The organism is Kitasatospora purpeofusca, assembly GCF_034043715.1.
Taxonomy (GTDB): domain Bacteria; phylum Actinomycetota; class Actinomycetes; order Streptomycetales; family Streptomycetaceae; genus Kitasatospora; species Kitasatospora purpeofusca_A.
This window is the reverse complement of record NZ_JAXCLC010000004.1, coordinates 130,149-154,019: the sequence shown is the minus strand read 5'-3', so window position 1 is coordinate 154,019 and position 23,871 is coordinate 130,149. Positions and strand designations below refer to the sequence as shown.

The window sequence follows — 23,871 nt, the reverse complement described above, 5'->3', positions numbered from 1 at the left end:
TCCGAACCACCCCGTTCCCGCAGCCCTGAACGGCCCGGGAACCGGACCGGGCGCGGACCGCCCGGCGCTCTGTGACCCGTGCCACATGCGGTTCCTGTCAGCAATCGGGGCCCTGTCCCGCTCAACTCACCGAGAGCCAAGCGAACCGACAGGAGCACCAGCATGAAGCACCGCATCGTCGTTCTCGGCGCCGGCTATGCCGGGGCCTACGTGGCCGGGAACCTGGCCCGTCGGCTGTCCCCGACGGACACCGAGATCACCGTGGTCAACGCTGAGCCGGACTTCGTCGAGCGGCTGCGGCTGCACCAGCTCGCGGCCGGCCAGGAGATCGAGACCCAGAGGCTCGCCGACATCTTCGCGGGCACGGGGATACGGCTGCGCCTGGCCCGTGTCACCGCCGTCGACCCCGAGCGCCAGGTCGTCGCCGTGACGGACGCCGACGGCAGCGCCGAGCTCGGCTACGACACACTGCTCTACGCGCTCGGCAGCCACGGCGACGACCACGGCGTCCCCGGCGTGGCCGAGCACGCCTTCGACGTCGCCGCCCGGCCCTCGGCGCTGCGCCTGCGCGATCGCCTGGACGGCCTGCGGGAAGGCGGGAGTGTGGTGGTCGTCGGCGACGGGCTGACCGGCATCGAGACGGCCACCGAGATCGCCGAATCCCGGCCCGGCCTCTCGGTGGCGCTGGTCGCCCGCGGCGAGCTGGGCGCCCGGCTCTCCGCCGGAGCCCGCAGTCACCTGCGCCAGGCCTGCGACCGCCTCGGCATCACCGTCCTGGAACACACGGTCGTCGAAATCGTCGAAGCGACAAGGGTGTTGTGCGCCGACGGCACCGCGCTGGCATCCGACGCGACCGTGTGGACGGCCGGGTTCGCGGTCCACCCCATCGCCGCCGCCGCCGGACTGGAGGTCACCGAGAACGGTCGGATCGTCGTCGATCGCACCATGCGGTCACTCTCGCACCCGAACGTCTACGCCGCCGGCGACAGCGTCCACGCCGTCGGCGACAACGGCCGGCCGCTGCCGATGTCCTGCGCTTCGGCCGGCTACACCGGCATGCAGGCCATGAAGGCCATCGTGGGACGCCTGACCGGCAGCAAGGTCGCGAGCGTCAAGCTGGACTACCCGGGCAACCACATCAGCCTCGGGCGGCAGGACGGGATCCTGCAGCTGGTCGACCACGAAGCGCGGGCGAAGCCGAAGTACATGGGCGGCCGGAAGGCGGCGCGGATCAAGGCGGGCATCCTCAGGATGTCGCTGTGGACCAACTCGCACCCGACCTTCTGCCTGCCCACGCGCAGGCGCCGCCTGACCGCCGCGCCGAACACGTCCGCCCGGAAGGCGGCCGCGTAGCCCCCAGCCCTTGATCCACTTCTGAGGCAGGACCTAGGTTGGTCCACGTGGACAGCAGCGCGTTCGATCGCTTCGACACCAGTCGGTTCGAGGCCAGCCGGAACCGGCTGGCCTCGCTGGCGTACCGAATGCTGGGCTCAGCCGCCGACGCCGAAGACGCCGTGCAGGATGCGTTCCTGCACTGGCAGGCCGCCGACCGACAGCTGATCAAGGTGCCGGAAGCATGGCTGACCAAGGTCACCACCAACCTGTGCCTCGACCGGCTCCGCTCGGCGCAGGCCCGTCGCGAACGCACCGTCGGCGCCTGGCTGCCCGAGCCGCTCCTCGACGGCGACCCGATGCTCGGCCCGGCCGACACCTTCGAGCAGCGCGAATCGGTCTCGCTGGCCGTGCTGACGCTCATGGAGCGCCTGTCACCCCTCGAACGGGCCGTCTACCTCCTGCGCGAAGCGTTCTCCTACGGCCACGCCGAGATCGCCGAGATCCTCGACCTCACCGAGTCCGCGAGCCAGCAGCACCTCCACCGGGCCCGGCAGCACATCAGCGCCGCACGCCGCCGCCGCGGCGACGTCGACCCGGCATCAGCCCGCAGCATCGTCGAGGAATTCCTCGCTGCCGCCACCTCGGGCCGCACCGAAAAACTGGTGGCGCTGCTCACCGACGACGCGATCGCGATCTCCGACTCCAACGCCGCCGGCCTGGCCAGGACGCTGCTGCGGTACGACACTCCGGAGCGCATCGCCGCCGTCGCACGGGCCGGCCTCAAGCCCACCTCCGCGAAGCGGCGACTCGCCGGCAGCGCGCTCGCACTCCACTACGCACTCGTCAACGGCGCGCCCGCCATTCTCTTCGTGCTCGGCGAACAGGTCGTCGGCACCATGACGTTCGACGTCGTCGACGGCAAGATCGCAACCGTGCGCGGGATCGCCGCCCCCACCCGCCTCACCCGCCTCACCGAGTCCTGGCGGCAGCACGAACCGGAGACGCCGCTCGTCACCCAGTGGTGACCCGACACCGACCGCTGCGGCGGGCGGTGTTCGAGCAGCATGCGATCGTTCGAGGCCGGACGTCGAACGCCAAGATCAGTGCTTGTACGGGACGAGCACCGCCAGGTCCAGCGTGAAGCCGAACGGCTCCGGAATGCCGATCCCGTCGCCGAACTTCCGGTCCGTGCGGGTGTGGTAGCGGTCGTGGTCGGGCTCGGAGAACAGCGTCACCGTCCGCTCGCGCGGGTCCACGATGAGGTAGAGCGGGATGCGCATCACGGCGTAGTCGTGCAGCTTGTCCATCCAGTCGTTGCCCGGATTGGAGGGCGACACGATCTCCACCGCGATCAGCGCCTCGGCGGCGGGGGCCCGGTTGCCCGACTCGGAGAGGACCTCCACCGGCAGGTAGGTGAGGTCCGGCTCGCGCCCCTTGGAGACGTCCGGGCTGACGATCCTGGTGTCTTCGGCGGGAAGGTACCCCTCAGGAGCGTGCCGCTCGAACTGCCCGCGCAGCAACTCGACGTCGAGCCGGTGGATGTCCGGCGGCGACGCCTGCATGACCAGCACGTCCCCGGACCACTCGATCCGGACACCCTCCGGGGCGATCCGCTCCAACTCCTCGACGAAGTCGCGGTGCCGTTCGTAGAAGCTCACGCCACGCCCTCCAGGCGACTCGCGACCGTCAGCCGAGCAACTGCCGCCCGTCATGGGACCGCGTGGCCGGTGCGGCACTGTCCCGGAGTGCGTCCAGCACACGCACCGCGTACACCTCGGCCATGTAGTCGGACACCTCGGCCGGTGTGAGCCAGGCGACAGCGGTCGACTCCTCCGAGAGCCGCTCGCTCCCGCTCTCCGGTCGGCAGCGGAACACCAGGGCGACGATTCCGCGGCTCACGTTCTTGTAGACACCGGTCAGCCGCTCCACGCCGACCTTGATCCCGGTCTCCTCGAACACCTCGCGCCGCACGCCGTCCTCAACGGCCTCCGTCACCTCCAGCACTCCGCCCGGCGGCTCCCAGGTCCCGTTGTCGGCCCGCCTGATCGCCAGCACCCGGCCGTCCTCCCGCACCACCACCCCGGCGACGGACACCGAGTGGAGCGGCGTTGACCGGGAGTGCCCGGCGCTGTTACTCATGTGCAGGAGAATAGGAGCCTTGAAGGACTATGGCGAATGGTGACGTGGCCTCGTCGGCCACAGCAAAGTACTTGCAGATCGCGGCCGATCTCGCCGCACGGATCGCATCGGGCAGCCTCGCCCCCGGCGCGACCGTGCCCAGCGAAGCCGAGCTCATGCAACGGTACGGAGTAGCGTCCGGCACGGTGCGCAAAGCCATCGCGGAACTCAGAACGGCTCAGCTCATCGAGACGCACCACGGCCGTGGCTCTTTCGTCCGTTCCCGCCCACCGGTTCAGCGCAAGTCCGCGGACCGCTTCCGCCGCGCCCACCGCAAGGCCGGCAAGGCCGCTTACCTCGCCGAGGCGGAGACGGCCGGCGGCGCGCCGTCCGTGACCGTGCTGTTCGTGGGACCCACACCTGCTCCACCGGACATCGCCGAGCGCCTGGGCGTTCCGGCCGACACCCAGGTACTGGCCCGCAAGCGCCGGTATTTCCGGGACGGCGTACCGACGGAGGAGGCCGTCTCCTACCTGCCGTGGGACGTGGCCAAGGACATCCCGGAGGTCTTCGCCGAGAATCCGGGCGGAGGAGGCATCTACGCCCGCCTCGAGGAACACGGATACTCCCTGGTCGAGTTCGCCGAGTCCGTCCGGGCCCGACTCGCGACCAAGCCCGAGACCAAGTCCCTCGCACTGAGCCCCGGCGCACCGGTGATCCACCTCGTCCGCGATGCCATCGCCAAGGGCGGCCGGGTGGTCGAGGTGTGCGACACCGTCATGGCCGCCGACCAGTTCGTCCTCGACTACCGCTTCCCCGCCAAGGACTGAGGAGCAATCAACTCTGTCAACCTGTCGCGGAATTCTCCCGCGACAGGTTGACTCATGTATAGGAGTCAGGCACTCTTCTGCCATGCACTCATGTACATGAGTGCATGGCAGAAGCTCATCTAGAGGAGATGCGGCCCTGCAAGGGCCCACACCTTGGAGTTCCCATGCAGCACGTCCTGTTGGAGACTCAGGCGTCCTCCGACGCCCTCCCGACCTCGCTCCCCGCACCGGCCGAAGTGCTGTTGCCCTATCTCCCGGAAGCGGCCGGTCAGGCCCGCCGCTTCCTCCGAACGACGCTCACGGGGTGGGGGTTGGACGGGTTGGTCGACACGGCCGTACTGGTCGGCAGCGAGTTGGTCACCAATGCCGCGAAGACCGGGTGCCAGCAGCGGATGACAGTCACCGTCCGGCACATCTCACGGACAGCCGTGCGAATCACGGTGCGCGACGGCTCCTGTGTTCTGCCGGTCCTCATCCGCGCTTCCCCCGATGAGGAGTGTCACCGGGGCCTGGCCCTGGTGGACCGCCTGACCGGCGGCCGGTGGGGCGCGACCGTCGAACCGGCCGGGAAGGTCGTTCACGCCGACCTGGCGATCACCCGGTGAGGCCGCCGGACGACGGGCCCGAGTCCGGTGACGCGTCCCCCGGCGCCGATCCCGTCCGGGTCTGGGCCGCGTACGGGGTGTCGGTGGCGGCCGCTCTCCATGTCCTCACTGCGGCCCTGGTGCTGATCGACCACTTCCGCTGAACGCCGCCCGCGCCGCCGGGTCGGCGGCGCGGGCGGTCACGGCCGAGCCCGTCCTCAGACGTTGACGGCCGGGCGTTCCGTGGTGGCGATGGTGGCGGAGCCGACGACGCGGGTGCCGTCGTACAGCACCACGGCCTGGCCGGGGGCGATGCCGCGGGCCGGGGTGTCGAGGTCGACGCGCAGTTCGCCGTCGGTGACCGAGGCGGTGACCGGGACCTCCTCGCCGTGGGCGCGGAGCTGGGCGGTGTAGCGGCCGTCGACCAGCGGCTCGGCGCCGCACCAGCGGGGGCGGATCGCGGTGAGGCCGGTGACGTCCAGGCCCTCGGCCGGGCCGACGGTGACGGTGTTGTTCACCGGCGAGATGTCCAGCACGTAGCGCGGCTTGCCGTCGGCGGCCGGGCGGCCGATCCGCAGGCCCTTGCGCTGGCCGATGGTGAAGCCGTAGGCGCCGTCGTGCTCGCCGAGCTTGGTGCCGTCGACGTCCAGGATGTCGCCGGTGGCGGTGCCGAGGTGGCGGGCCAGGAAGCCCTGGGTGTCGCCGTCGGCGATGAAGCAGATGTCGTGCGAGTCGGGCTTCTTGGCGACGGCCAGGCCGCGCCGCTCGGCCTCCTCGCGGATGACGTCCTTGGTGGTGTCGCCGAGCGGGAAGAGCGAGTGGGCGAGCTGGTCGGCGTCGAGCACGCCGAGCACGTAGGACTGGTCCTTGGCCGCGTCGACGGCCCGGTGCAGTTCGCGGGAGCCGTCCGGCAGGTCGACGATCCGCGCGTAGTGGCCGGTGCAGACGGCGTCGAAGCCGAGGGCGACCGCCTTGTCCAGCAGCGCCGCGAACTTGATCTTCTCGTTGCAGCGCAGGCACGGGTTGGGGGTGCGCCCGGCCGCGTACTCGGCCACGAAGTCGTCGATGACGTCCTCGCGGAAGCGCTCGGCGAGGTCCCAGACGTAGAAGGGGATGCCGATCACGTCGGCGGCCCGGCGGGCGTCCCGGGAGTCCTCGAGGGTGCAGCAGCCGCGCGCGCCGGTGCGGAAGGACTGCGGGTTGCTGGAGAGGGCCAGGTGCACACCGGTCACCTCATGGCCTGCTTCGACCGCGCGGGCCGCGGCGACGGCGGAGTCCACCCCGCCGGACATCGCCGCGAGCACACGCAGGCGGCCGGTGGTGGACGGAGCGGTCGGGGCACCCGGGAAGTCAGTCATGATGACAACAAGCGTACGTGGTGCCGCCCGGCATTCCACCGGGGTTCCGGCTCGGTGCCGGACGGCCTGCCCGCCCGGTGCCGGGCGGCCTGCCGGCTCAGCGCCGGACGGCCGCGAGACCGGCGTTGCGGGCACGCTGGACAGCCGGGGCGATGGCCTCCGCGAGGGCGGTGACATCGTCGCGGGTGGAGGTGTGGCCGAGCGAGAAGCGCAGCGAGGCCCGGGCGAGCAGCGGGTCGACGCCCATCGCCAGCAGCACATGGCTGGGCTGCGGGACGCCCGCCGAGCAGGCCGAGCCGGTGGAGCATTCGATGCCCCGGGCGTCGAGCAGCATCAGCAGCGCGTCGCCCTCGCAGCCGGGGAAGGAGAAGTGCGCGTTGGCGGGCAGCCGCCCCTCCCCCGCCGGGTCGCCGTTGAGCACCGCGTCCGGGACGGCGGCGAGCACCGTGGCCACCAGTTCGTCCCGCAGCGCGCCGAGGGCGAGGGCGTGCTCCTCGCGGCGTTCGACGGCGATGGCCGCGGCGGCCGCGAACCCGGCGGCGGCGGGCGCGTCCAGGGTGCCGGAGCGGACGTCGCGCTCCTGGCCGCCGCCGTGCAGCAGCGGGACGGGCGTCGCGCCGCGCGACAGCAGCAGCGCGCCGATGCCGAACGGGCCGCCGATCTTGTGGCCGGTGACGGTGAGCGCGGTGAGCCCGGAGCCGGCGAAGGAGACCGGCACCTGGCCGAGCGCCTGGACCGCGTCGGCGTGCATCGGGATGCCGTACTCCGCTGCGACGGCGGCGAGTTCGGCGACCGGCTGGACGGTGCCGACCTCGTTGTTGGCCCACATGACGGTGACCAGCGCGACCGAGCCGGGGTCGCGTTCGATGGCCTCCCGGAGCGCCGCCGGGTGCACCCGGCCGAGCGCGTCCACCGGCAGGTAGTCGACGGTGGCGCCCTCGTGCTCGGCGAGCCAGTGCACGGCGTCCAGCACCGCGTGGTGCTCGACCGGGCTGCACAGCACCCGGGTGCGGGCCGGGTCGGCGCCGCGGCGGGCCCAGTACAGGCCCTTGACCGCCAGGTTGTCGGACTCGGTGCCGCCGCCGGTGAGGACGATCTCGCTGGGCCGGGCGCCGAGCGAATCGGCGAGCGACTCGCGGGACTCCTCGACCACCCGGCGGGCCCGGCGGCCGGCCGCGTGCAGGGAGGAGGCGTTGCCGACGACCCCCAGGTGCGCCGTCATCGCGGCGATCGCCTCGGGCAGCATCGGCGTGGTCGCCGCATGGTCCAGGTATGGCATAACCATGCGATTGTAGTGGCCCTCCGGCCCGCGCCGGACCGGCGTCCCCGGTGCGGCCGGGCGCACCGCACCGATCCGGCCATCGGACGGCGGTCACCGGGGCGCTGCCCCTCGGGGCAGCCCAGGTACGGGAGACGGCCCCCGAACGGTTAGCCTGACGGCCACCACCACGCGGCCCGACGGCCATCGTCACGCGGCCCCACGGCCACCACCACACGGCCCGGCCGGACCCAGAAACGGCGGGGCCAGCAACGCCGGACCGGGAACGCCGGGACCAGCAAGGCCGGGGCCGGGAACGCCGGAACCAGGAACGGGGGAGCCCGATGTCGCAGTCGGTCGATCGGGCGCTGACCCTGCTCGGCTCCCTCGGCGACGGACCGGTGACCCTGGAGCAGGCCGCCGGCTCGATCGGGGTGCACAAGTCCACCGCCCTGCGGCTGCTGCGCACCCTGGAGGAGCACGGCTTCGTGCACCGGCTGTCCGACCGCCGCTACCGGGTCGGCGGCCGGGTGCTGTCGCTGGCCCAGCGCGCGCTCCAGGAGATCGACGTCCGGCAGGTCGCCGCCCCGTACCTGGCCGCGCTGAACGAACGCTGCGGCTGCACCGTGCAACTGGCCGTGCTGCAGGACGACGAGGTGCTGTACCTGGACGAGCTGGCCGGCCGCTGGAGCACCGATCCGGGGCGGCCGACCCGGATCGGGCGGCGTGCGTCGGCCACCGGGACGGCGATCGGCCGGGTACTGCTGGCCGGTACGGCAGCGACCGGGACGGCAACGACCGGCATAGCAACGACCCGCACGGCACCGACCGGCACGGCACCGACCCGCACGGCCACCGACACCCTGGCCGCCGATCTGGCGGCGGTGCGCCGGCGGGGCTGGGCGGCGGAGTCGGCCGAGCCCCCGGAGGCGGTCTCCTGCGTCGCGGCGCCGGTGGCGGGCAGCGACGGGCGGGCGGTCGCGGCCTGCGCCATCTCGGCGCCGGCCGACCGGATGCCGCCGGCCGAGCTGCTGCGGCTGGTGCCGGAGCTGCTCTGCACCGCGGAGGCGGTCTCGCTGGCGTACGGCGGCTCGCCTACTCCTCGCTGGTGCGAGAACCGTTGCGGTGCCAGGCCCGCGGCGCGCGCCAGCCGTACTTGAGGGCGAGCATCCGCAGGATGAACGCGGTCAGCGCGGCAGCGGTGCCGGTGGCGGCGGTGAGGCTGTCGAGGGCGATCAGCAGGGCGACCAGGGCGGCACCGACGAGGGCCGGCACGGCGTAGATCTCGCGGTCCCAGCGCAGCAGCGAGGGGAGTTCGCCGGCCAGGACGTCACGCATCACCCCGCCGCCGGCGGCGGTCACCATGCCGAGGGCGACCGAGGAGACCGCGCCGAGCCCGTAGTCGTGCGCCTTGGCGGTGCCGGTGACGCAGAACAGGCCGAGGCCGAGCGCGTCGAGGGTCTGCACGGCGCGGTTGATCCGCTCGACCTCGGGGTGCAGGAAGAAGACCACCAGGCCGGCGAGCAGCGGGGTGACGAAGTAGCCGAGGTTGCTGAACGCGGCGACCGGGGTGGCGCCGATGACGAGGTCGCGCATCACGCCGCCGCCGAGCGCGGTGACCTCGGCGAGGACGCAGATGCCGAAGATGTCCATGTTCTTGCGGACCGCGAGCAGCCCTCCGGAGAGGGCGAAGACGAAGATGCCGACGAGGTCCAGCGACTGCTGCACGTCGGAGGGGAAGATCTGCGAGGTCACCGCACCAGTGTGACCCGGCCGGCCCTCCCCTCCGACCGCGCGGTCAGGCGGAGGCCCGTGCCCCGTCGCCGGTGACGGCGTTCTCCGGGAAGTGGCAGGCCACCTGGTGGCCGGCCGTCGCCGCGACGAGCGGCGGCTCCTGGCTCGCGCAGATGTCCTGGGCCTTCCAGCAGCGGGTGCGGAAGCGGCAGCCGCTGGGCGGGTTGATCGGCGAGGGCACGTCGCCCTTGAGCAGGATCCGCTCCCGCCCGCCGCTCTGGCGCCGCCGCGGGTCGGGCACCGGGACGGCCGACATCAGCGCGGTGGTGTACGGGTGCATCGGGCTGCGGTAGAGCGAGTCCCGGTCCGCGATCTCGACGATCTTGCCGAGGTACATCACGGCGACCCGGTCGGAGACGTGCCGGACCACCGAGAGGTCGTGCGCGATGATCAGGTAGGTCAGGCCGAGCTCCCGCTGGAGGTCGTCGAGCAGGTTGACCACCTGGGCCTGGATGGAGACGTCCAGGGCGGAGACCGGCTCGTCCGCGACGATCATCCGGGGGCGCAGGGCGAGCGCCCGGGCGATGCCGATGCGCTGGCGCTGGCCGCCGGAGAACTCGTGCGGGTAGCGGTTGTAGTGCTCGGGGCTGAGCCCGCACAGCTCCAGCAGCTCCTGGACGGCCTTCTTGGTCCCGCCCTCCGGCGCGGCCTTCTGCAGCCGGAACGGCGCGCCGACGATGGTGCCGACGGTGTGCCGCGGGTTCAGCGAGGAGTACGGGTCCTGGAAGATCATCTGGATGTCGCGGCGCAGCGGCCGCATCGCCCCGACGCTCAGGTGGGTGATGTCGGTGCCCTCGAACTCGATCTTCCCCGCGGTCGGCTCGTCGAGCCGGGTGACCAGCCGGCCCATCGTCGACTTGCCGCAGCCGGACTCGCCGACGACGCCCAGGGTCTCGCCGGCGTTGACCGTGAAGTCGATGCCGTCGACCGCCCGGACGGCGCCGGTCTGGCGCCGCATCAGGCCGCTGTGGATGGGGAAGTGCCGGGTCAGACCGGTCACCCGGAGCAGCGGCTGCCGATCCGGGGCGGGCGCCGGCGCGGGGATGGCCGCCGTCTGAGTGTCCGTCATCGGTTCTCTCCAGAAAGGTGGTACGAGTCCGGGCTCACAGCCGGGGCGCGATCTCTTCGGTGAAGATGCGGTGCCGCTCGGAGAGCGCGAGGTGGCACGCGGCGTGGTGGCCGGGCGCGACCTCGGTGAGCCCCGGGGTCTCCTCGGCGGAGCGCCCGCCGGTCAGCGCCGCGTAGGGGCAGCGCGGGTGGAAGGCGCAGCCGGACGGCACGTTGATCAGGCTGGGCGGGGTGCCCTTGACCGGGACGAGCCGCTCCTGGAGCTCCCGGTCGAGGCGCGGCATCGAGCCCAGCAGGCCCCAGGTGTAGGGGTGTTCCGGCGAGTCGAAGAGGCTCTCGGCCGGTCCGCGCTCGACGCACTTGCCGCCGTACATGACGAGGATGTCGTCGGCGAGCTCGGCGACCACCCCGAGGTCGTGGGTGATGATGATGACGGCCGAGCCGAACTCCTGCTGGAGGTCCCGGATGAGGTCCAGGATCTGCGCCTGCACCGTGACGTCCAGGGCGGTGGTGGGCTCGTCGGCGATCAGCAGCGAGGGGTCGTTGACCAGGGCCATGGCGATCATGGCGCGCTGGCGCATGCCGCCGGAGAACTGGTGCGGGTAGTCGTCGACCCGGCGGTCGGGCTGCGGGATGCCGACCCGGTCGAGCATCTCGACGGCGCGGGCGCGGGCCTGCTTCTTGCTCGCCTGCGGGTGGTGCACCCGGTAGGCCTCGACGATCTGCTGCCCCACCGTGTAGTAGGGGTGCATCGCGGTCAGCGGGTCCTGGAAGATCATCGCCATCTGCCGGCCGCGCAGTTCCCTGACCCGGTCCGGGCCGGCCGCGACGAGGTCCTCGCCGTCGAGCCGGATCTCGCCGGTGATCCGGGCCCGCTTGGAGCGGTGCAGGCCCATGATGCCGAGCGAGGTGACGGACTTGCCGGAGCCGGATTCGCCGACGATGCCCAGGGTGCGGCCCTTGGCCAGGTCGAAGCTGACCCCGTCGACGGAGCGGACCAGGCCGTCGTCGGTGTCGAAGTGGATCCGCAGGTCCCGGACGGAGAGGTACGGGTCCCCTCCGACCGGGGCGGCCGCGCGGGCCGGGGTCTTCTGGAGCTCGGTCACGACAGCCTCACTCGGGGATCGACAGCGGCGTACAGGAGGTCAACCACGAGGTTGCAGAGGACGATGAAGAAGGCGGCGAGCAGCGTGGTGCCGAGGATCTTCGGCAGGTCGTTGTCGGAGATCGCCTGGACGGCGAACTGGCCGACGCCCTGGAGCGAGAAGACCTGCTCGGTGATCAGCGCACCGCCGAGCAGCAGACCGAGGTCCATGCCGAAGATGGTGACGATCGGGGTGAGCGCGGCGCGGAGTCCGTGCCGGGTGACGACCTTGCGCTCGGCCAGGCCCTTGGCCCGGGCGGTGCGGATGTAGTCCTCGCTCATCGTCTCCAGCATTCCGGCGCGGGTGAGCCGGGCGTAGAGCGCGGAGTAGAGGAAGGCCAGCGAGATCCAGGGCAGGATCAGGTTGCGGGCCCACATCAGCGGGTCGTCGGTGAAGTCGACGTACCGCAGGTTGTCCAGGATCGGCCATTCGTAGCTGAACACCGTGAGCAGCAGCGCGCCGGTGAAGAAGACCGGCAGCGAGACGCCGGCGAGCGCGATGCCCATCGAGATCCGGTCGAAGATCGAGCGCGGCTTGAGGGCGGAGACGACGCCGGTGGCGACGCCGGAGACCAGCCAGAGCGTGGCCGCGCCGATGGCGAGCGACAGCGTGACCGGGATCCGCTTGGAGAGTTCGGGCCAGACCTCGAGGTGGTTCTTGAAGGAGTAGCCGAAGCAGGGCACGTGGCAGGTGGCCGGTTCCGGGCCGAACTTGTATTCGGCGCCGCTGACCAGCCCCTTGAGGAAGTTCCAGTACTGGGTGTACAGCGGCTGGTCGAGGCCGAGGTTCTTCTTGACCGCCGCGATCGCGTCGGGAGAGGGGTTCTTCCCGATGTACTGGGTGGCCAGCTGGTCGACCGTCTCGCCGGCGAGGCGCGGGAGCAGGAAGAAGATCGCGAAGGTGACCGCGCTAACGACCAGCAGCAGCACCGCCGCGGCGAGGATCCTGCGGATGATGTAGGCAAACACAGTTGGTCGGCTCCGGCCGCCCGCCGCCGTCCGGGGTCCTCCGGACGGCGGCGGGCGGACCGCTGCCTTCACCTGCCTTCAGGGATGCGGAGCCAGGCTCTTACTTGGTGGTGCCGATGTTCAGGTAGTCGTACTCACCCGAGAAGGCCGGCGTGGACGCGAGGTTGGTGGCGTTGTCCGGGCGGTACAGGAAGACCTTGAAGTCGGTCAGCGGGACGTAGACCGCCTGCTCCATGACCTTCTTGTCGATGTCGGCGTAGATCTTCTCGCGGGCCGCCCGGTCCGGGTTGGTGGCGGCGTCGTCGAGCAGCTTGTTGACCGCGGGGTCGTTCAGCGAGGCCAGGTTGCTGTTGCCGGAGGCCTTGATCGCGCGGCCGTCGACGATCTGCTGCAGGAAGCCGTAGCCGGTCGGCCAGTCGGCGCCCCACTGCATCATCATCAGACCGATGTTGTGCTCCTTGGCGAACTTCGGAGCGCCGGCGCTGTCGGCCAGGTACTTGCCCTGCGGGAACTGCTGGATCTCGGCGTTGATGCCGACCTTCTTCAGCGCGGCCTGGATCGAGGTGGCGGCGGCGACCTCGGTGGCGCGCTCGGTGCGGGCGGAGAGCACGGTGGTGATGCCGTCCTTGCCGCAGGCCTTCAGAGCGGTCTTGGCCTTGGCCTCGTCACCCTTGTTGTCCTTGGTCTCCCAGACGTTGAAGTCCTGGTGGCCCGGGATGTCGGGCGGGAGCACGGTGTTGGCGACCTGGCCGCGGACGGGGCCGCCGAGCGCGGTCTGCACCGAGACCTTGTCGACCGCGTACTGGACGGCCTTGCGGCACTCGATGTTGTCGAACGGCGCGACATCGGTGTTGATGGCCAGGTAGACCAGACGGCCGCCGTAGGCGTTGTCGGTGCTGGCCTTCAGCTTCGGGTTCTGCAGGATCTGCGCCTGGGTCTGCGGGTCGACACCGCCACCCACCAGGTCGACCTGGGCGTTGCCGGCCAGCAGGTCCTTGTCGATGGTGGCCTGGTCGATGTTCATCCGGAGCACGATCTTGTCCGGCAGCTGCTTGCGGATCGGGTCGGTGCTCGGGTCCCAGTTGGTGTTCGGGACCAGGACGGCCTGCTTGCCGTCCTCGTAGGACTCGAACTTGAAGGAGCCGGAGGAGACGATCTTCTTGACGTACTCGGCGCCGGTGTCCTTGGCCTGCGGGACCGGGACCGTCTGCGGGGCGCTGACCAGGTAGTCGAAGTCGGCGAAGGCGTGCGTCAGGTGGAAGACGATGGTGGTGTCGTCCGGGGTCTCGATCGACTTGAGGTCGCCGGTCTTGTCCTTGTACGGACCCTCGTACGGCGTGGGGTTGTCGACCAGCAGCTCCTTGAAGTACGTCGGGCCGTTGGAGTTCACGTCCGGCGCGAAGTTGGAGCGCTCGACGGCGTACTTGACGTCCTTCGAGGTGATCGGGGTGCCGTCGTCGTACTTCAGGCCCTTGCGCAGCTTGTACGTCCAGCTCAGGCCGTCCGCGCTGACCTGGCCGAGCGACTCGGCGAGGTCCGGGACGAGCTTGTTGCCCGCCTCGCCGGCGCCCGGCTGGAAGGTGGTGAGCGGACGGCCGTACAGGCGCGAGAAGTTGTAGATGTACGCGTAGTACGTGTTGCCCGGGTCGAGCGAGTCGGGGGTGCCCTTCATCTCGAAGGTCACCGTCCCGCCCTTCTTGTCCGAGGCGTTGACGATGCCCTTGGTGGCCGCGTTGGCACCGGAGCCGCCGGCGGCCTCGGTGGCGGAGCCGGAGGCGGTGGACTTGGCGTCGGCGCTCTTCGTGCTGGACGAGCAGCCGGTGACGACCAGGACCGCGGCTGCGGCCGTGGCGGTCAGTGCGACGGTACGGGACCTACGCATGGGTGAGATCAACCCCTTGAGGAAGTGTTGGCCGAACGAGGGATCCTGACGCGACGTCAGTTGCTCTTGGGATCGAGGGCGTCACGCAGCCCGTCGCCGAGCAGGTTGAAGGCGAGAACGGTGACGAAGATCGCCAGACCGGGGACCACCATGTACTGGGGGTCCACCTGGTAGTACCGGATCGCGTCCTGGAGCATGCCGCCCCAGGAGGCCTGCGGGGGCTGGATGCCCACGCCGAGGAAGCTCAGCCCGGCCTCGAAGAGGATGTTGGTCGGGATCAGCAGGGTCGAGTAGACCAGGATCGGACCGACCAGGTTGGGCAGCAGCTCCTTGAACAGGATGAACGGCCCGCGGGCGCCCAGGCTCCGGGCCGCGTAGACGAACTCCCGCTCACGCAGCGAGAGGGTCTGACCGCGCACGATCCGGCCCATGTAGGGCCAGTTGAAGAAGCCGATCACGAAGATCAGCACCATGATGTGCAGCGGGAGACCGTGCAGGCCGAACGCGCCGCCCTGCAGCGAGGTCGAGATCGCGATCGCGAAGAGCAGCAGCGGGAAGGCGAGGAAGACGTCCATCACCCGGCTGATCAGGGTGTCCACCCAGCCGCCGTAGTAGCCGGCCATGATGCCGAGCACGGTGCCGATGGTGTTGGACAGCACGGTCGCGCCGAAGGCGACCAGCAGGGAGACCCAGGAGCCCTCGATGACGCGGGTCAGCAGGTCACGGCCCTGCAGCGGATCGACGCCGAGCGGGTGGTCCCAGCTCATGCCGCCCCAGTCGCCGAACGGCAGACCGCCGAGGTCGGCGTCCAGGAGGTCCTGGTTGAGGGCGTCCGGGTCGAGGCCGAAGGCCGATTCGATCGGCTTGGCCAGCACGGCGAGCAGGATCAGCAGGATCACCACGACGCCGCCGGCGACAGCGGCCTTGTCCCGCTTGAAGCGGGTCCAGGCGATCCGGCCGAGCGAGCGGCCCTCGATCTTCTTGGCCGGGCTCGCGGCGGCGTCTGCCTCCGGTGCGTTGCCGGCGGTCTTGATGGGTGCGGTCATGGTCAGTTCGGTCCCCTCGCCGACGGTGGCCGGCCCACGGGTGCCGGGCACCGGGATCGGCGGCGCGGCTGGTGCGGACGTGCTTGGGTGCGGACGTGCGGAGGTACAGGAGCGGAGTGCTTCCAGCGGTACGACTGGCCCAGTACTGCTGCGTACTGCTGCCACGCGGGATGGGCGTCACGTGGATCATGCGGTCCGCCTGCGCGTTCGCCCTTGTGGGACGCCAACCACGCGCGGCGGGCTGTTGCAGCACTCTCTGCCATCCGAACTGGCTTACGCCAGCCCTGACCACCGACAGATGCCCAACTGTGATCTGTGCGCATGCACCTCCCGGACCGTCGGCATATCCCTCTTCACACAGCTGTAACAGCCATGTCAAGATGGGTTCCATACGATTCGGGGAGAACGTCCGAAAAACGCCGAAACCGGCCTGACAAGGCGTCAAGCCGGTTGCTTGGAGCGGGATTCGGTGGCTGCGCCCCGGTCATCGACCGGGGTAACCGGGCCACGGCTGCTGCGGCGGCGGCTGCTGCCCCGGCCAGGCCGGAGCCGGCGGCTGGGTGCCGTAGCCGAAGCCCTGCCCCTGCGCGGGGCCCTGCTGCGAGGCGTACGGCGGCGGGGGCACCGGCGGGTACGGGCCGGTCTGCGGACGGCCGTGCCCGGCCGCCTCCCGGTCGTAGAACGGGCGCGCGTGGGCCCGCATCCACAGCGCCACCGGGTCGAACTCGTCCGCCATCGCCACCGTGGAGACCGCCAGCCCCTCCGGCGCGACCGCGATCGCCCGCTGCATCAGCGCCCGCACCGCCTCCACCGTGGGCGGCGAGCTCTCGTACAGCTCGAGACCGATGGCGAGGTACGGCTCGCCCACCGACGGCCGCACCCAGGCCCGGCGCAGCGCCCGCACGGCCCGCACCTCGGCCGCCTGCCGCTCCAGCAGCGCGAAGAACTGCTGGGCCGGCACCTGCGGCTCGCTCAGCTTCAGCGGACCGGCCGGCAGCCGGTCCAGCCCCGCGGCCACCCGGCGCAGGTCCGCCCACGGCACCCCGACCCCGCCGCCCGGGGCGTGCGGGTTCAGCCACAGCCCCCAGCGGGTCCGGTACAGCGAGGCCGCGATCTCCCGGCCGGAGATCACCTCGTGCGCCCGCGCCCAGCCGGACGCCGCCAGCTGCTCGGGCGAGGTGACGGCCGGCGCGTAGCCGTGGCCGCTGATCTCCATGTTCCCGTACTGGGCGTCGGCGCTGCCCGGCGTGCCGTGCCACAGCAGCATCCAGACCCGGCCCTCGGCGAGCGCGTTCAGCATCGTCTCGTAGGCCTCGTAGCGCTCCGGCGCCACCTCGCGCAGGGCGCGTTCCAGCGCGCCCGGATCCGGGCTTCCGGTGGGCGCCTGGCCCCACGGCCCCGGTGCGCCGCCAGCTACCGATCCCGCACTCATGCGCCCACCTCGTTGCGCCTCTTCGTTCCTCGTCCGTCACCGGCGGCCCGGCGGCCGTCAGCACGCACCTTATGGGGCACCGTCGGCCACCGCCACGCCGACGTGCCAGGGCCCCTGCCGCTCCCCCGCCCGCGCCCGGCCCGACAGGCGCCGGACGGACGGCCGGCGACGGCTCAGCCCCGTACGTGGAAGGGCGCGACCCGGTTCACCAACCACTCGACCACCGGATCGTCCGCGAGGTCGAGCAGTACGAGGTGGACGCCACCGGGCAGCGGCGCGGTTCCCAGCGCGCGCCCCAGCGCCTCGTTCACCGCCCCCGGGTCGGCCGGGGCCGCCGGGTCCAGCTGGACGCCCACGAACATCACGGTCGGCTCGCCCTCGACACTGGCCAGCGCCCGCCGGGCGGTCAGCACCCCGGGCAGCAGCGCCAGTTCCGCGCGGCAGGCGGCCAGGAACAGCTCCGGGTCCTCGCCCGGCACCGGCTCGCGCAGCGCGACCCGGCCCCCGGACGGCGTGTCCCGGGCGACGTCCCAGCGGTCCTCGCGCGGCCCGCGGCGCAGCTCGGCCACGCCCTCCGGCGGGACCGGGATGCCGACCGGGGCCTCGGGGTTGACGGCGATGCCGACGCCCAGCGGCAGGCCGCGGGCGAACTCCCACACCGGCGCGACCGCGAACGCCATCCCCGGCGCCTGCTGGAGCAGCACCTCCTGCGAGGAGAACACCGGTACATAGGGGCCGCCGGCCAGGTCGAGGGTCGGCAGGTCCAGCGCCCGCCCCTGCGGGTCGCCGCCGGACGGCAGCGGGATCCACACCTGGCTGCGCGCCAGCACCTCGATCACCCGCGGGGTCGCGCCCGGGTCGCCGAGCGCGGCGGTGAGCACCTGCTCCAGCTCGTTGGCCGGCCACGCGCCGCCGGCCGGCGCCGACTGCGCCCCGCCCCAGCCCTGCTGCTCCACCGGGTTGCCCATCCGCCCCTGTACCGCCCTCCGCTCGCCGATTCCCGCAGCCTAGCGTCCGGGCGGGACGGAACGGGCCGCGGAACAGAAGCGGAGCGGAACCGGGGGCGGAGCGCGGCCTGTGAGGCATCCCCCTCTCCCGCCATCGGTGCGGACGTGCCATGATGTGCGCGTCTGCGGTGGCATCCACCCAGGCCCTCCAACTCCATACCGGCCGCTCGAACCCGCGCGGGAGAGTCCGGAGTGCCCCGTCCTGGTGGCACAGCCGGCGCCGAAGGAGCAAGTCCTCCCCGGAATCTCTCAGGCCCCCCTACCGCACGGGTTAGGCAGATCTGGAAAGCGGTGCACGGCCCTGCCGTCCGCCCACCCACGGTGCAAGCCGCCATGCTGTCCTTTGCAGGGCAGTGGACGGTGAAGCTCTCAGGTACGACGACAGATGGGGAGACCCAGCCGCCGCATGCCCGCGCGCAGGGTCCGCCCCGTGCCCGGGCCGGTCCCGGCGTGCGCACCCCTGAGTGCCCCGACCGAGGAGTTCCTGGCCATGTCGTCCCTCCGCCTCACCGCGCTCGACGCGCTGCACCGCGCCCTCGGCGCCACCATGACCGACTTCGCCGGCTGGGACATGCCGCTGCGCTACGGCAGCGAGCGCGAGGAGCACCTCGCCGTCCGCACCAAGGCCGGCCTGTTCGACCTGTCCCACATGGGCGAGATCACCGTCACCGGCCCGCAGGCCGGCGAGATGCTGGACCACGCCCTGGTCGGCTTCGTCTCCGCGCTCGGCGTGCTGCGCGCCCGCTACACCATGATCTGTGCCGAGGACGGCGGCATCCTGGACGACCTGATCGTCTACCGCCTGCGCGAGGACGCCTTCCTGGTGGTCGCCAACGCCTCCAACGCCCAGCTGGTGCTGGACGAGCTGATCGCCCGCGCCAAGGGCTTCAACGCCGTCGTCTCCGACGACCGCGACGCCTACGCGCTGATCGCCGTCCAGGGCCCGGAGTCCACCGCGATCCTGGCCGACACCACCGAGGCCGACCTGCCCGGCCTGAAGTACTACGCGATCCTCCCGGCCCAGGTGGCCGGCCGCGACGTGCTGCTCGCCCGCACCGGCTACACCGGCGAGGACGGCTTCGAGATCTTCTGCAACCCGGGCGACGCCGAGCAGATCTGGCAGGCGCTGACCGGGGCCGGCGCCGACCGGGGCCTGATCCCCTGCGGCCTGTCCTGCCGCGACACGCTGCGCCTGGAGGCCGGCATGCCGCTGTACGGCCACGAGCTGTCCACCGAGCTGACCCCGTTCGACGCGGGTCTCGGCCGGGTGGTGCGCTTCGACAAGACCACCAACGAGGGCGCCTTCGTCGGCCGCAAGGCCCTGGAGCGGGCCGCCGCCGAGGCCGAGGCCAACCCGCCGCGGGTCCTGGTCGGCCTGGTCTCCGACGGCAAGCGGGTGCCGCGCGCCGAGTACACCGTGGTCTCCACCGAGGGCGACCCGATCGGCCGGATCACCTCCGGCTCGCCCTCCCCCACCCTCGAGAAGCCGATCGCGATGGCCTACGTGGACGCGGCCCACGCCGCCCCCGGAACCACCGTCGCGGTGGACGTGCGCGGCAAGCACGAGCCGGTACAGGTCGTGGCGCTGCCGTTCTACAAGCGCGCCCGCTGACGCCGCTCCCCACCTTTCCCTCGCGAGGCTCGTCCGCCCCTCGGGCCGCTTCGCCGTACCCGCTTCCCATCCTGGAGAATGACGCCATGAGCAACCCCCAGCACCTGCAGTACACCGAGGAGCACGAGTGGCTGACCACCGCCGAGGCCGGTGAGGTCGCCACGGTCGGCATCACCAAGCACGCCGCCGACGCCCTCGGCGACATCGTCTACGTGCAGCTCCCCGAGGTCGGCGACACCGTGACCGCCGGTGAGACCTGTGGCGAGCTGGAGTCGACCAAGTCGGTCAGCGACCTGTACTCGCCGGTGACCGGTGAGATCACCGAGGTCAACGAGGCCGTCGCCGACGACAACAGCCTGGTCAACAGCGACCCGTTCGAGGGTGGCTGGCTGTTCAAGGTCCGCGTCGAGTCGACCGGTGCGCTGCTGAGCGCCGACGAGTACGCCAAGCTCACCAACCCCTCGGCCTGAGCCACCCGGGGCGGCCGCAGCGCGGTGGCCGCCCCGCCCGCCGGCCCTCCTCCCTCTGACTTCCGGGAAGACTCCACCATGACGGTTCTGAACCAGTCCCTGCACTCCCTCGACCCGGAGATCGCCGCCGCGGTCGACGCCGAGCTGCACCGCCAGCAGACCACCCTGGAGATGATCGCCTCCGAGAACTTCGCCCCGGTGGCGGTCATGGAGGCCCAGGGCTCGGTCCTGACCAACAAGTACGCCGAGGGCTACCCCGGTCGCCGCTACTACGGCGGCTGCGAGCACGTCGACGTGGTCGAGCAGATCGCGATCGACCGGATCAAGGCCCTGTTCGGCGCCGAGCACGCCAACGTCCAGCCGCACTCGGGCGCGCAGGCCAACGCCGCCGCGATGTTCGCGCTGATCAAGCCGGGCGACACCATCCTGGGCCTGAACCTGGCCCACGGCGGTCACCTGACCCACGGCATGAAGATCAACTTCTCCGGCAAGCTCTACAACGTGGTGCCGTACCACGTCGACGACAAGTCCGGCCAGGTCGACATGGCCGAGGTCGAGCGCCTGGCCAAGGAGCACCGCCCGCAGCTGATCATCGCCGGCTGGTCCGCCTACCCGCGCCAGCTCGACTTCGCCGAGTTCCGCCGGATCGCCGACGAGACCGGCGCGCTGCTGATGGTCGACATGGCCCACTTCGCCGGCCTGGTCGCCGCGGGCCTGCACCCCAACCCGGTGCCGTACGCGGACGTGGTCACCACCACCACCCACAAGACCCTGGGCGGCCCGCGCGGCGGCGTCATCCTCTCCAAGGCCGAGCACGCCAAGAAGATCAACTCCGCGGTCTTCCCCGGCCAGCAGGGCGGCCCGCTGGAGCACGTCATCGCCGGCAAGGCCGTCGCCTTCAAGGTCGCCGCCTCCGAGGAGTTCAAGGAGCGCCAGCAGCGCACCCTGGACGGCGCCCGGATCCTGGCCGAGCGCCTGCTCCAGGCCGATGTCACCGAGGCCGGCGTCTCGGTGCTGTCCGGCGGCACCGACGTCCACCTGGTCCTGGTCGACCTGCGCAACAGCCTGCTCGACGGCCAGCAGGCCGAGGACCGGCTGCACGAGGTCGGCATCACCGTCAACCGCAACGCGATCCCGAACGACCCGCGTCCGCCGATGGTCACCTCCGGCCTGCGGATCGGCACCCCGGCGCTCGCCACCCGCGGCTTCGGGGCCGAGGACTTCCGCGAGGTCGCCGACATCATCGCCGAGGCCCTGAAGCCGGCCTACGACGAGACCGTCGCCGACGCCCTGAAGGCCCGGGTCACCGCCCTCGCCGAGAAGTACCCGCTGTACCCGAACCTGTAGGTCCCTTCTGTTCGGCCACGGGTGACCGGGCTCACGCCGCCCGGTCACCGGGGATTCCGGGGCACCGCGCACACTGGAAGGTGCGCGCGGTGCCCCGACCCGTGTCGGTCGCCCGAACCAAGCATTTCCGCCACTGCCGTCCCCTCCTCCCCGCCGGCACCACCCACGAGACCAGACAAGGACGTCACTCCGTGGCCATCAGCGTCTTCGACCTCTTCTCCATCGGCATCGGCCCGTCCAGTTCCCACACCGTCGGCCCGATGCGCGCCGCCCGGATGTTCGCCCGCCGCCTGAAGTCCGAGGCCCTGCTGGACGAGGTGACCGCCGTCCGGGCCGAACTGTTCGGCTCGCTGGGCGCCACCGGCCACGGCCACGGCACCCCGAAGGCCGTCCTGCTGGGCCTGGAGGGCTACTCCCCGCGCACCGTGGACGTCGACCGGGCCGACCTCGACGTCGAGCGGATCACCGCCGAGAAGCGGCTCAACCTGCTCGGCACGCACCCCGTCGACTTCGACCGGGACACCCAGTTGGTGCTGCACCGGCGCCGCTCGCTGCCGTACCACGCCAACGGCATGACCCTGTGGGCCTACCGCGCCGACGGCTCCACCCTGCTGGAGAAGACCTACTACTCGGTCGGCGGCGGCTTCGTCGTCGACGAGGACGCGATCGGCGCGGACCGGGTCAAGCCCGACGACACCTCGCTCAAGTACCCCTTCCGCACCGGTGACGAGCTGCTCCGGCTCAGCCGGGAGACCGGCCTGTCGATCTCCGGCCTGATGCTGGAGAACGAGAAGGCCTGGCGCAGCGAGGAGGAGATCCGGACCGGGCTGCTGGAGATCTGGCAGGTCATGCAGGAGTGCGTCCGGGCCGGCATGTCCCGTGAGGGGATACTCCCCGGCGGCCTCAAGGTGCGCCGCCGTGCCGCCTCGGGCGCCCGCGCGCTGCGCGCCGAGGGCATCGGCCCGGCCAACGCGATGGAGTGGGTGACCCTCTACGCGATGGCGGTCAACGAGGAGAACGCCTCCGGCCGCCGGGTGGTCACCGCCCCGACCAACGGCGCGGCCGGCATCATCCCCGCCGTCCTGCACTACTACCTGAACTTCATCCCCGGCGCGGACGACGACGGCATCGTCCGCTTCCTGCTCGCCGCGGGCGCGATCGGCATGCTCTTCAAGGAGAACGCCTCCATCTCCGGCGCCGAGGTCGGCTGCCAGGGCGAGGTCGGCTCGGCCTGCTCGATGGCGGCCGGCGGCCTCGCGGAGGTCCTCGGCGGCTCGCCCGAGCAGGTCGAGAACGCCGCCGAGATCGGTATCGAGCACAACCTCGGCCTCACCTGCGACCCGGTCGGCGGCCTGGTCCAGATCCCCTGCATCGAGCGCAACGGCATGGCCTCGGTCAAGGCCGTCACCGCCGCCCGGATGGCCCTGCGCGGCGACGGCCGCCACCACGTCTCCCTCGACAAGGCGATCAAGACCATGAAGGAGACCGGCGCCGACATGAAGATCAAGTACAAGGAGACGTCCCGCGGCGGCCTCGCCGTCAACGTCATCGAGTGCTGACAGCGCCCCCGCTCACGCCCGCGCCCCCGCCCACCGGCGGGGGCGCGGGCGTTTCCTCCCCGGGCGCTCCCCGGAGGGCCCGTCCGTCCCCCGGTGCCGATCTCCGCACGCGGGGCCCCGCCACTGGCGGATCGTGAATAATCTCAGGCGCTGACGTGAACCTATGCAAATTCCGAAGGTGAACTAGGTTACAAACCTTCTATTCGAAGCCGCCTGGTTTGCCCACATGCTGAGATCCATGCGATAGTCGATCTGTCCGACGGCGGCTGCCAGTAGCTGGCCCAGCGCCTCGCGGACAGTCGATCTTCGGCCCGCCCGACCTGGCACGGCCGACGCCCATCGCACGGCACGCACCCCCTTGGCCGGCGCGATGACTTGCAGGGGCCCCCAGCCGCCGGACCACGGCGCAGTCGGGGGCCCCGCGTGTTTTCCGGGCGCGGTTCAGGATGCGACTCAGGACGCGGTTCAGGGCGCGGTTCAGGCCCGCTCGCGGACTTTCAGCTCGAACCAGACACCCTTGCCGCGCGGCAGCAGGTCGGCGCCCCAGCGGTCCGCCAGGTCGTCGACCACCTGCAGCCCCCGCCCGCGCTCGGTGACCGGCAGCGGCTCCGCGAGGATCATGCACGGCAGCGCCCGCGAGGAGTCCCGCACCTCGACCCGGAGCCAGCCCGGTTTCCGCACCACCTGGAGCCCGATCGTCCGCCCCGCGGCATGCCGTACGGCATTGGCGACCAGCTCGCTGGTGAGTAACTCGCACACCTCCAGGTGCTGGTGCAGTTCCCAGGCACCCAGGACCGCGAGCACCAGTCGGCGCGCCACCGGTCCGGTCTCCGGCCGGGACGGGAGCCGCACCTCGCCCGGCGTCGTCCGGTCGCACAGCCTGCCGGCGTACAGCCGCTCCAGCTCGTCGCAGCTGAGCCGTTCCAGCGCCGCCAGGGAGTCCTGGAACGACCCCAGCGACGCTTCGGCGACCAAGCTGGAACCCGGAATCGATGACTGATCTGTTTCGCCCCAACCCGCCATGCGCCCCATCATTGCGGAACGCAAGCGGCCGCGTA

General features: G+C 71.6%; 23 protein-coding genes and 1 riboswitch. Of the genes, 10 read left to right on the top strand and 13 right to left on the bottom strand.

Features of this window, described 5'->3' with window-relative positions:
* Window positions 1–162: 162 nt before the first annotated feature.
* Window positions 163–1,353, top strand: a complete 1,191-nt coding sequence (locus tag SM793_RS03705) for an NAD(P)/FAD-dependent oxidoreductase (RefSeq protein WP_320436520.1) — start codon at window positions 163–165, stop codon at window positions 1,351–1,353.
* 47 nt (window positions 1,354–1,400) lie between these two features.
* Window positions 1,401–2,360 carry a sigma-70 family RNA polymerase sigma factor gene (locus SM793_RS03700; RefSeq protein ID WP_320436519.1) on the top strand — a complete coding sequence of 320 codons (960 nt, stop codon included), beginning with the start codon at window positions 1,401–1,403 and terminating at the stop codon, window positions 2,358–2,360.
* A gap of 75 nt (window positions 2,361–2,435) precedes the next feature.
* Here SM793_RS03700 and SM793_RS03695 read toward each other — a convergent pair whose 3' ends face one another.
* Together SM793_RS03695 and SM793_RS03690 are read right to left on the bottom strand one after the other, a co-directional pair.
* Complete coding sequence (locus tag SM793_RS03695) at window positions 2,436–2,993, bottom strand: Uma2 family endonuclease (RefSeq protein WP_320436518.1); 558 nt, start codon at window positions 2,991–2,993, stop codon at window positions 2,436–2,438.
* A gap of 28 nt (window positions 2,994–3,021) precedes the next feature.
* A complete protein-coding gene (locus tag SM793_RS03690; RefSeq protein WP_320436558.1) occupies window positions 3,022–3,486 on the bottom strand; it encodes an NUDIX hydrolase in 465 nt (154 codons plus the stop codon).
* Between the two features lie 17 nt (window positions 3,487–3,503).
* Here SM793_RS03690 and SM793_RS03685 point away from each other — a divergent pair, with 17 nt between their 5' ends.
* The 3 genes from SM793_RS03685 to SM793_RS03675 all read left to right on the top strand — a co-directional run bounded on the left by SM793_RS03685 (window position 3,504) and on the right by SM793_RS03675 (window position 5,031).
* Window positions 3,504–4,283, top strand: a complete 780-nt coding sequence (locus SM793_RS03685) for a GntR family transcriptional regulator (protein ID WP_320436517.1) — start codon at window positions 3,504–3,506, stop codon at window positions 4,281–4,283.
* Between the two features lie 164 nt (window positions 4,284–4,447).
* Complete coding sequence (locus SM793_RS03680) at window positions 4,448–4,888, top strand: ATP-binding protein (protein WP_320436516.1); 441 nt, start codon at window positions 4,448–4,450, stop codon at window positions 4,886–4,888.
* Complete coding sequence (locus SM793_RS03675) at window positions 4,885–5,031, top strand: hypothetical protein (protein WP_320436515.1); 147 nt, start codon at window positions 4,885–4,887, stop codon at window positions 5,029–5,031. Before SM793_RS03680 ends, SM793_RS03675 begins: the two co-directional genes overlap by 4 nt.
* A 54-nt stretch (window positions 5,032–5,085) precedes the next feature.
* Here SM793_RS03675 and mnmA read toward each other — a convergent pair whose 3' ends face one another.
* On the bottom strand, window positions 5,086–6,225 hold the full coding sequence (mnmA, locus tag SM793_RS03670; protein ID WP_320436514.1) for a tRNA 2-thiouridine(34) synthase MnmA: 1,140 nt from the start codon (window positions 6,223–6,225) through the stop codon (window positions 5,086–5,088).
* A gap of 97 nt (window positions 6,226–6,322) precedes the next feature.
* Window positions 6,323–7,504, bottom strand: a complete 1,182-nt coding sequence (locus SM793_RS03665; RefSeq protein ID WP_320436513.1) for a cysteine desulfurase family protein — start codon at window positions 7,502–7,504, stop codon at window positions 6,323–6,325.
* Window positions 7,505–7,827: 323 nt separating this feature from the next.
* On the opposite strand from SM793_RS03665, the gene SM793_RS03660 reads away from it, so the two are divergent.
* Window positions 7,828–8,643: an IclR family transcriptional regulator gene (locus SM793_RS03660; RefSeq protein ID WP_320436512.1), complete on the top strand. Its 816-nt coding sequence runs from the start codon at window positions 7,828–7,830 to the stop codon at window positions 8,641–8,643.
* Here SM793_RS03660 and SM793_RS03655 read toward each other — a convergent pair.
* The 8 genes from SM793_RS03655 to SM793_RS03620 all read right to left on the bottom strand — a co-directional run bounded on the left by SM793_RS03655 (window position 8,579) and on the right by SM793_RS03620 (window position 17,786).
* Entirely contained in the window at window positions 8,579–9,238 is a 660-nt protein-coding gene (locus SM793_RS03655) for a trimeric intracellular cation channel family protein (RefSeq protein WP_320436511.1), read from the bottom strand. The two genes, SM793_RS03660 and SM793_RS03655, sit on opposite strands and share 65 nt — an antisense overlap.
* Window positions 9,239–9,281: 43 nt before the next feature.
* Window positions 9,282–10,346, bottom strand: a complete 1,065-nt coding sequence (locus SM793_RS03650; protein WP_320436510.1) for a dipeptide ABC transporter ATP-binding protein — start codon at window positions 10,344–10,346, stop codon at window positions 9,282–9,284.
* Window positions 10,347–10,380: 34 nt separating this feature from the next.
* Complete coding sequence (locus SM793_RS03645) at window positions 10,381–11,451, bottom strand: ABC transporter ATP-binding protein (RefSeq protein ID WP_320436509.1); 1,071 nt, start codon at window positions 11,449–11,451, stop codon at window positions 10,381–10,383.
* A complete protein-coding gene (locus SM793_RS03640; protein WP_320436508.1) occupies window positions 11,448–12,458 on the bottom strand; it encodes an ABC transporter permease in 1,011 nt (336 codons plus the stop codon). The genes SM793_RS03645 and SM793_RS03640 overlap by 4 nt, the downstream gene beginning before the upstream one ends.
* A gap of 100 nt (window positions 12,459–12,558) precedes the next feature.
* Complete coding sequence (locus SM793_RS03635; protein WP_320436507.1) at window positions 12,559–14,340, bottom strand: ABC transporter substrate-binding protein; 1,782 nt, start codon at window positions 14,338–14,340, stop codon at window positions 12,559–12,561.
* Window positions 14,341–14,396: 56 nt separating this feature from the next.
* A complete protein-coding gene (locus SM793_RS03630) occupies window positions 14,397–15,386 on the bottom strand; it encodes an ABC transporter permease (RefSeq protein WP_320436506.1) in 990 nt (329 codons plus the stop codon).
* Between the two features lie 484 nt (window positions 15,387–15,870).
* Window positions 15,871–16,686, bottom strand: a complete 816-nt coding sequence (locus tag SM793_RS03625) for an enhanced serine sensitivity protein SseB C-terminal domain-containing protein (RefSeq protein ID WP_234325880.1) — start codon at window positions 16,684–16,686, stop codon at window positions 15,871–15,873.
* A 305-nt stretch (window positions 16,687–16,991) separates the two neighbouring features.
* Window positions 16,992–17,786, bottom strand: coding sequence for an enhanced serine sensitivity protein SseB C-terminal domain-containing protein (locus SM793_RS03620; RefSeq protein ID WP_320436504.1), 795 nt, complete (start codon window positions 17,784–17,786; stop codon window positions 16,992–16,994).
* A 207-nt stretch (window positions 17,787–17,993) separates the two neighbouring features.
* A riboswitch (glycine riboswitch) is annotated at window positions 17,994–18,100 on the top strand.
* Window positions 18,101–18,315: 215 nt separating this feature from the next.
* On the opposite strand from SM793_RS03620, the gene gcvT reads away from it, so the two are divergent.
* The 4 genes from gcvT to SM793_RS03600 all read left to right on the top strand — a co-directional run bounded on the left by gcvT (window position 18,316) and on the right by SM793_RS03600 (window position 22,813).
* Window positions 18,316–19,437, top strand: a complete 1,122-nt coding sequence (gene gcvT / locus SM793_RS03615; RefSeq protein WP_320436503.1) for a glycine cleavage system aminomethyltransferase GcvT — start codon at window positions 18,316–18,318, stop codon at window positions 19,435–19,437.
* A gap of 86 nt (window positions 19,438–19,523) precedes the next feature.
* Entirely contained in the window at window positions 19,524–19,907 is a 384-nt protein-coding gene (gene gcvH, locus SM793_RS03610; protein WP_320436502.1) for a glycine cleavage system protein GcvH, read from the top strand.
* 78 nt (window positions 19,908–19,985) lie between these two features.
* Window positions 19,986–21,254 (top strand): serine hydroxymethyltransferase, encoded by a 1,269-nt coding sequence (gene glyA / locus SM793_RS03605; protein WP_320436501.1) that lies wholly within the window; start codon window positions 19,986–19,988, stop codon window positions 21,252–21,254.
* 191 nt (window positions 21,255–21,445) lie between these two features.
* Window positions 21,446–22,813: an L-serine ammonia-lyase gene (locus SM793_RS03600; protein ID WP_320436500.1), complete on the top strand. Its 1,368-nt coding sequence runs from the start codon at window positions 21,446–21,448 to the stop codon at window positions 22,811–22,813.
* 477 nt (window positions 22,814–23,290) lie between these two features.
* Here SM793_RS03600 and SM793_RS03595 read toward each other — a convergent pair whose 3' ends face one another.
* Complete coding sequence (locus tag SM793_RS03595; protein WP_320436499.1) at window positions 23,291–23,788, bottom strand: ATP-binding protein; 498 nt, start codon at window positions 23,786–23,788, stop codon at window positions 23,291–23,293.
* Between the last annotated feature and the right edge of the window lie 83 nt (window positions 23,789–23,871).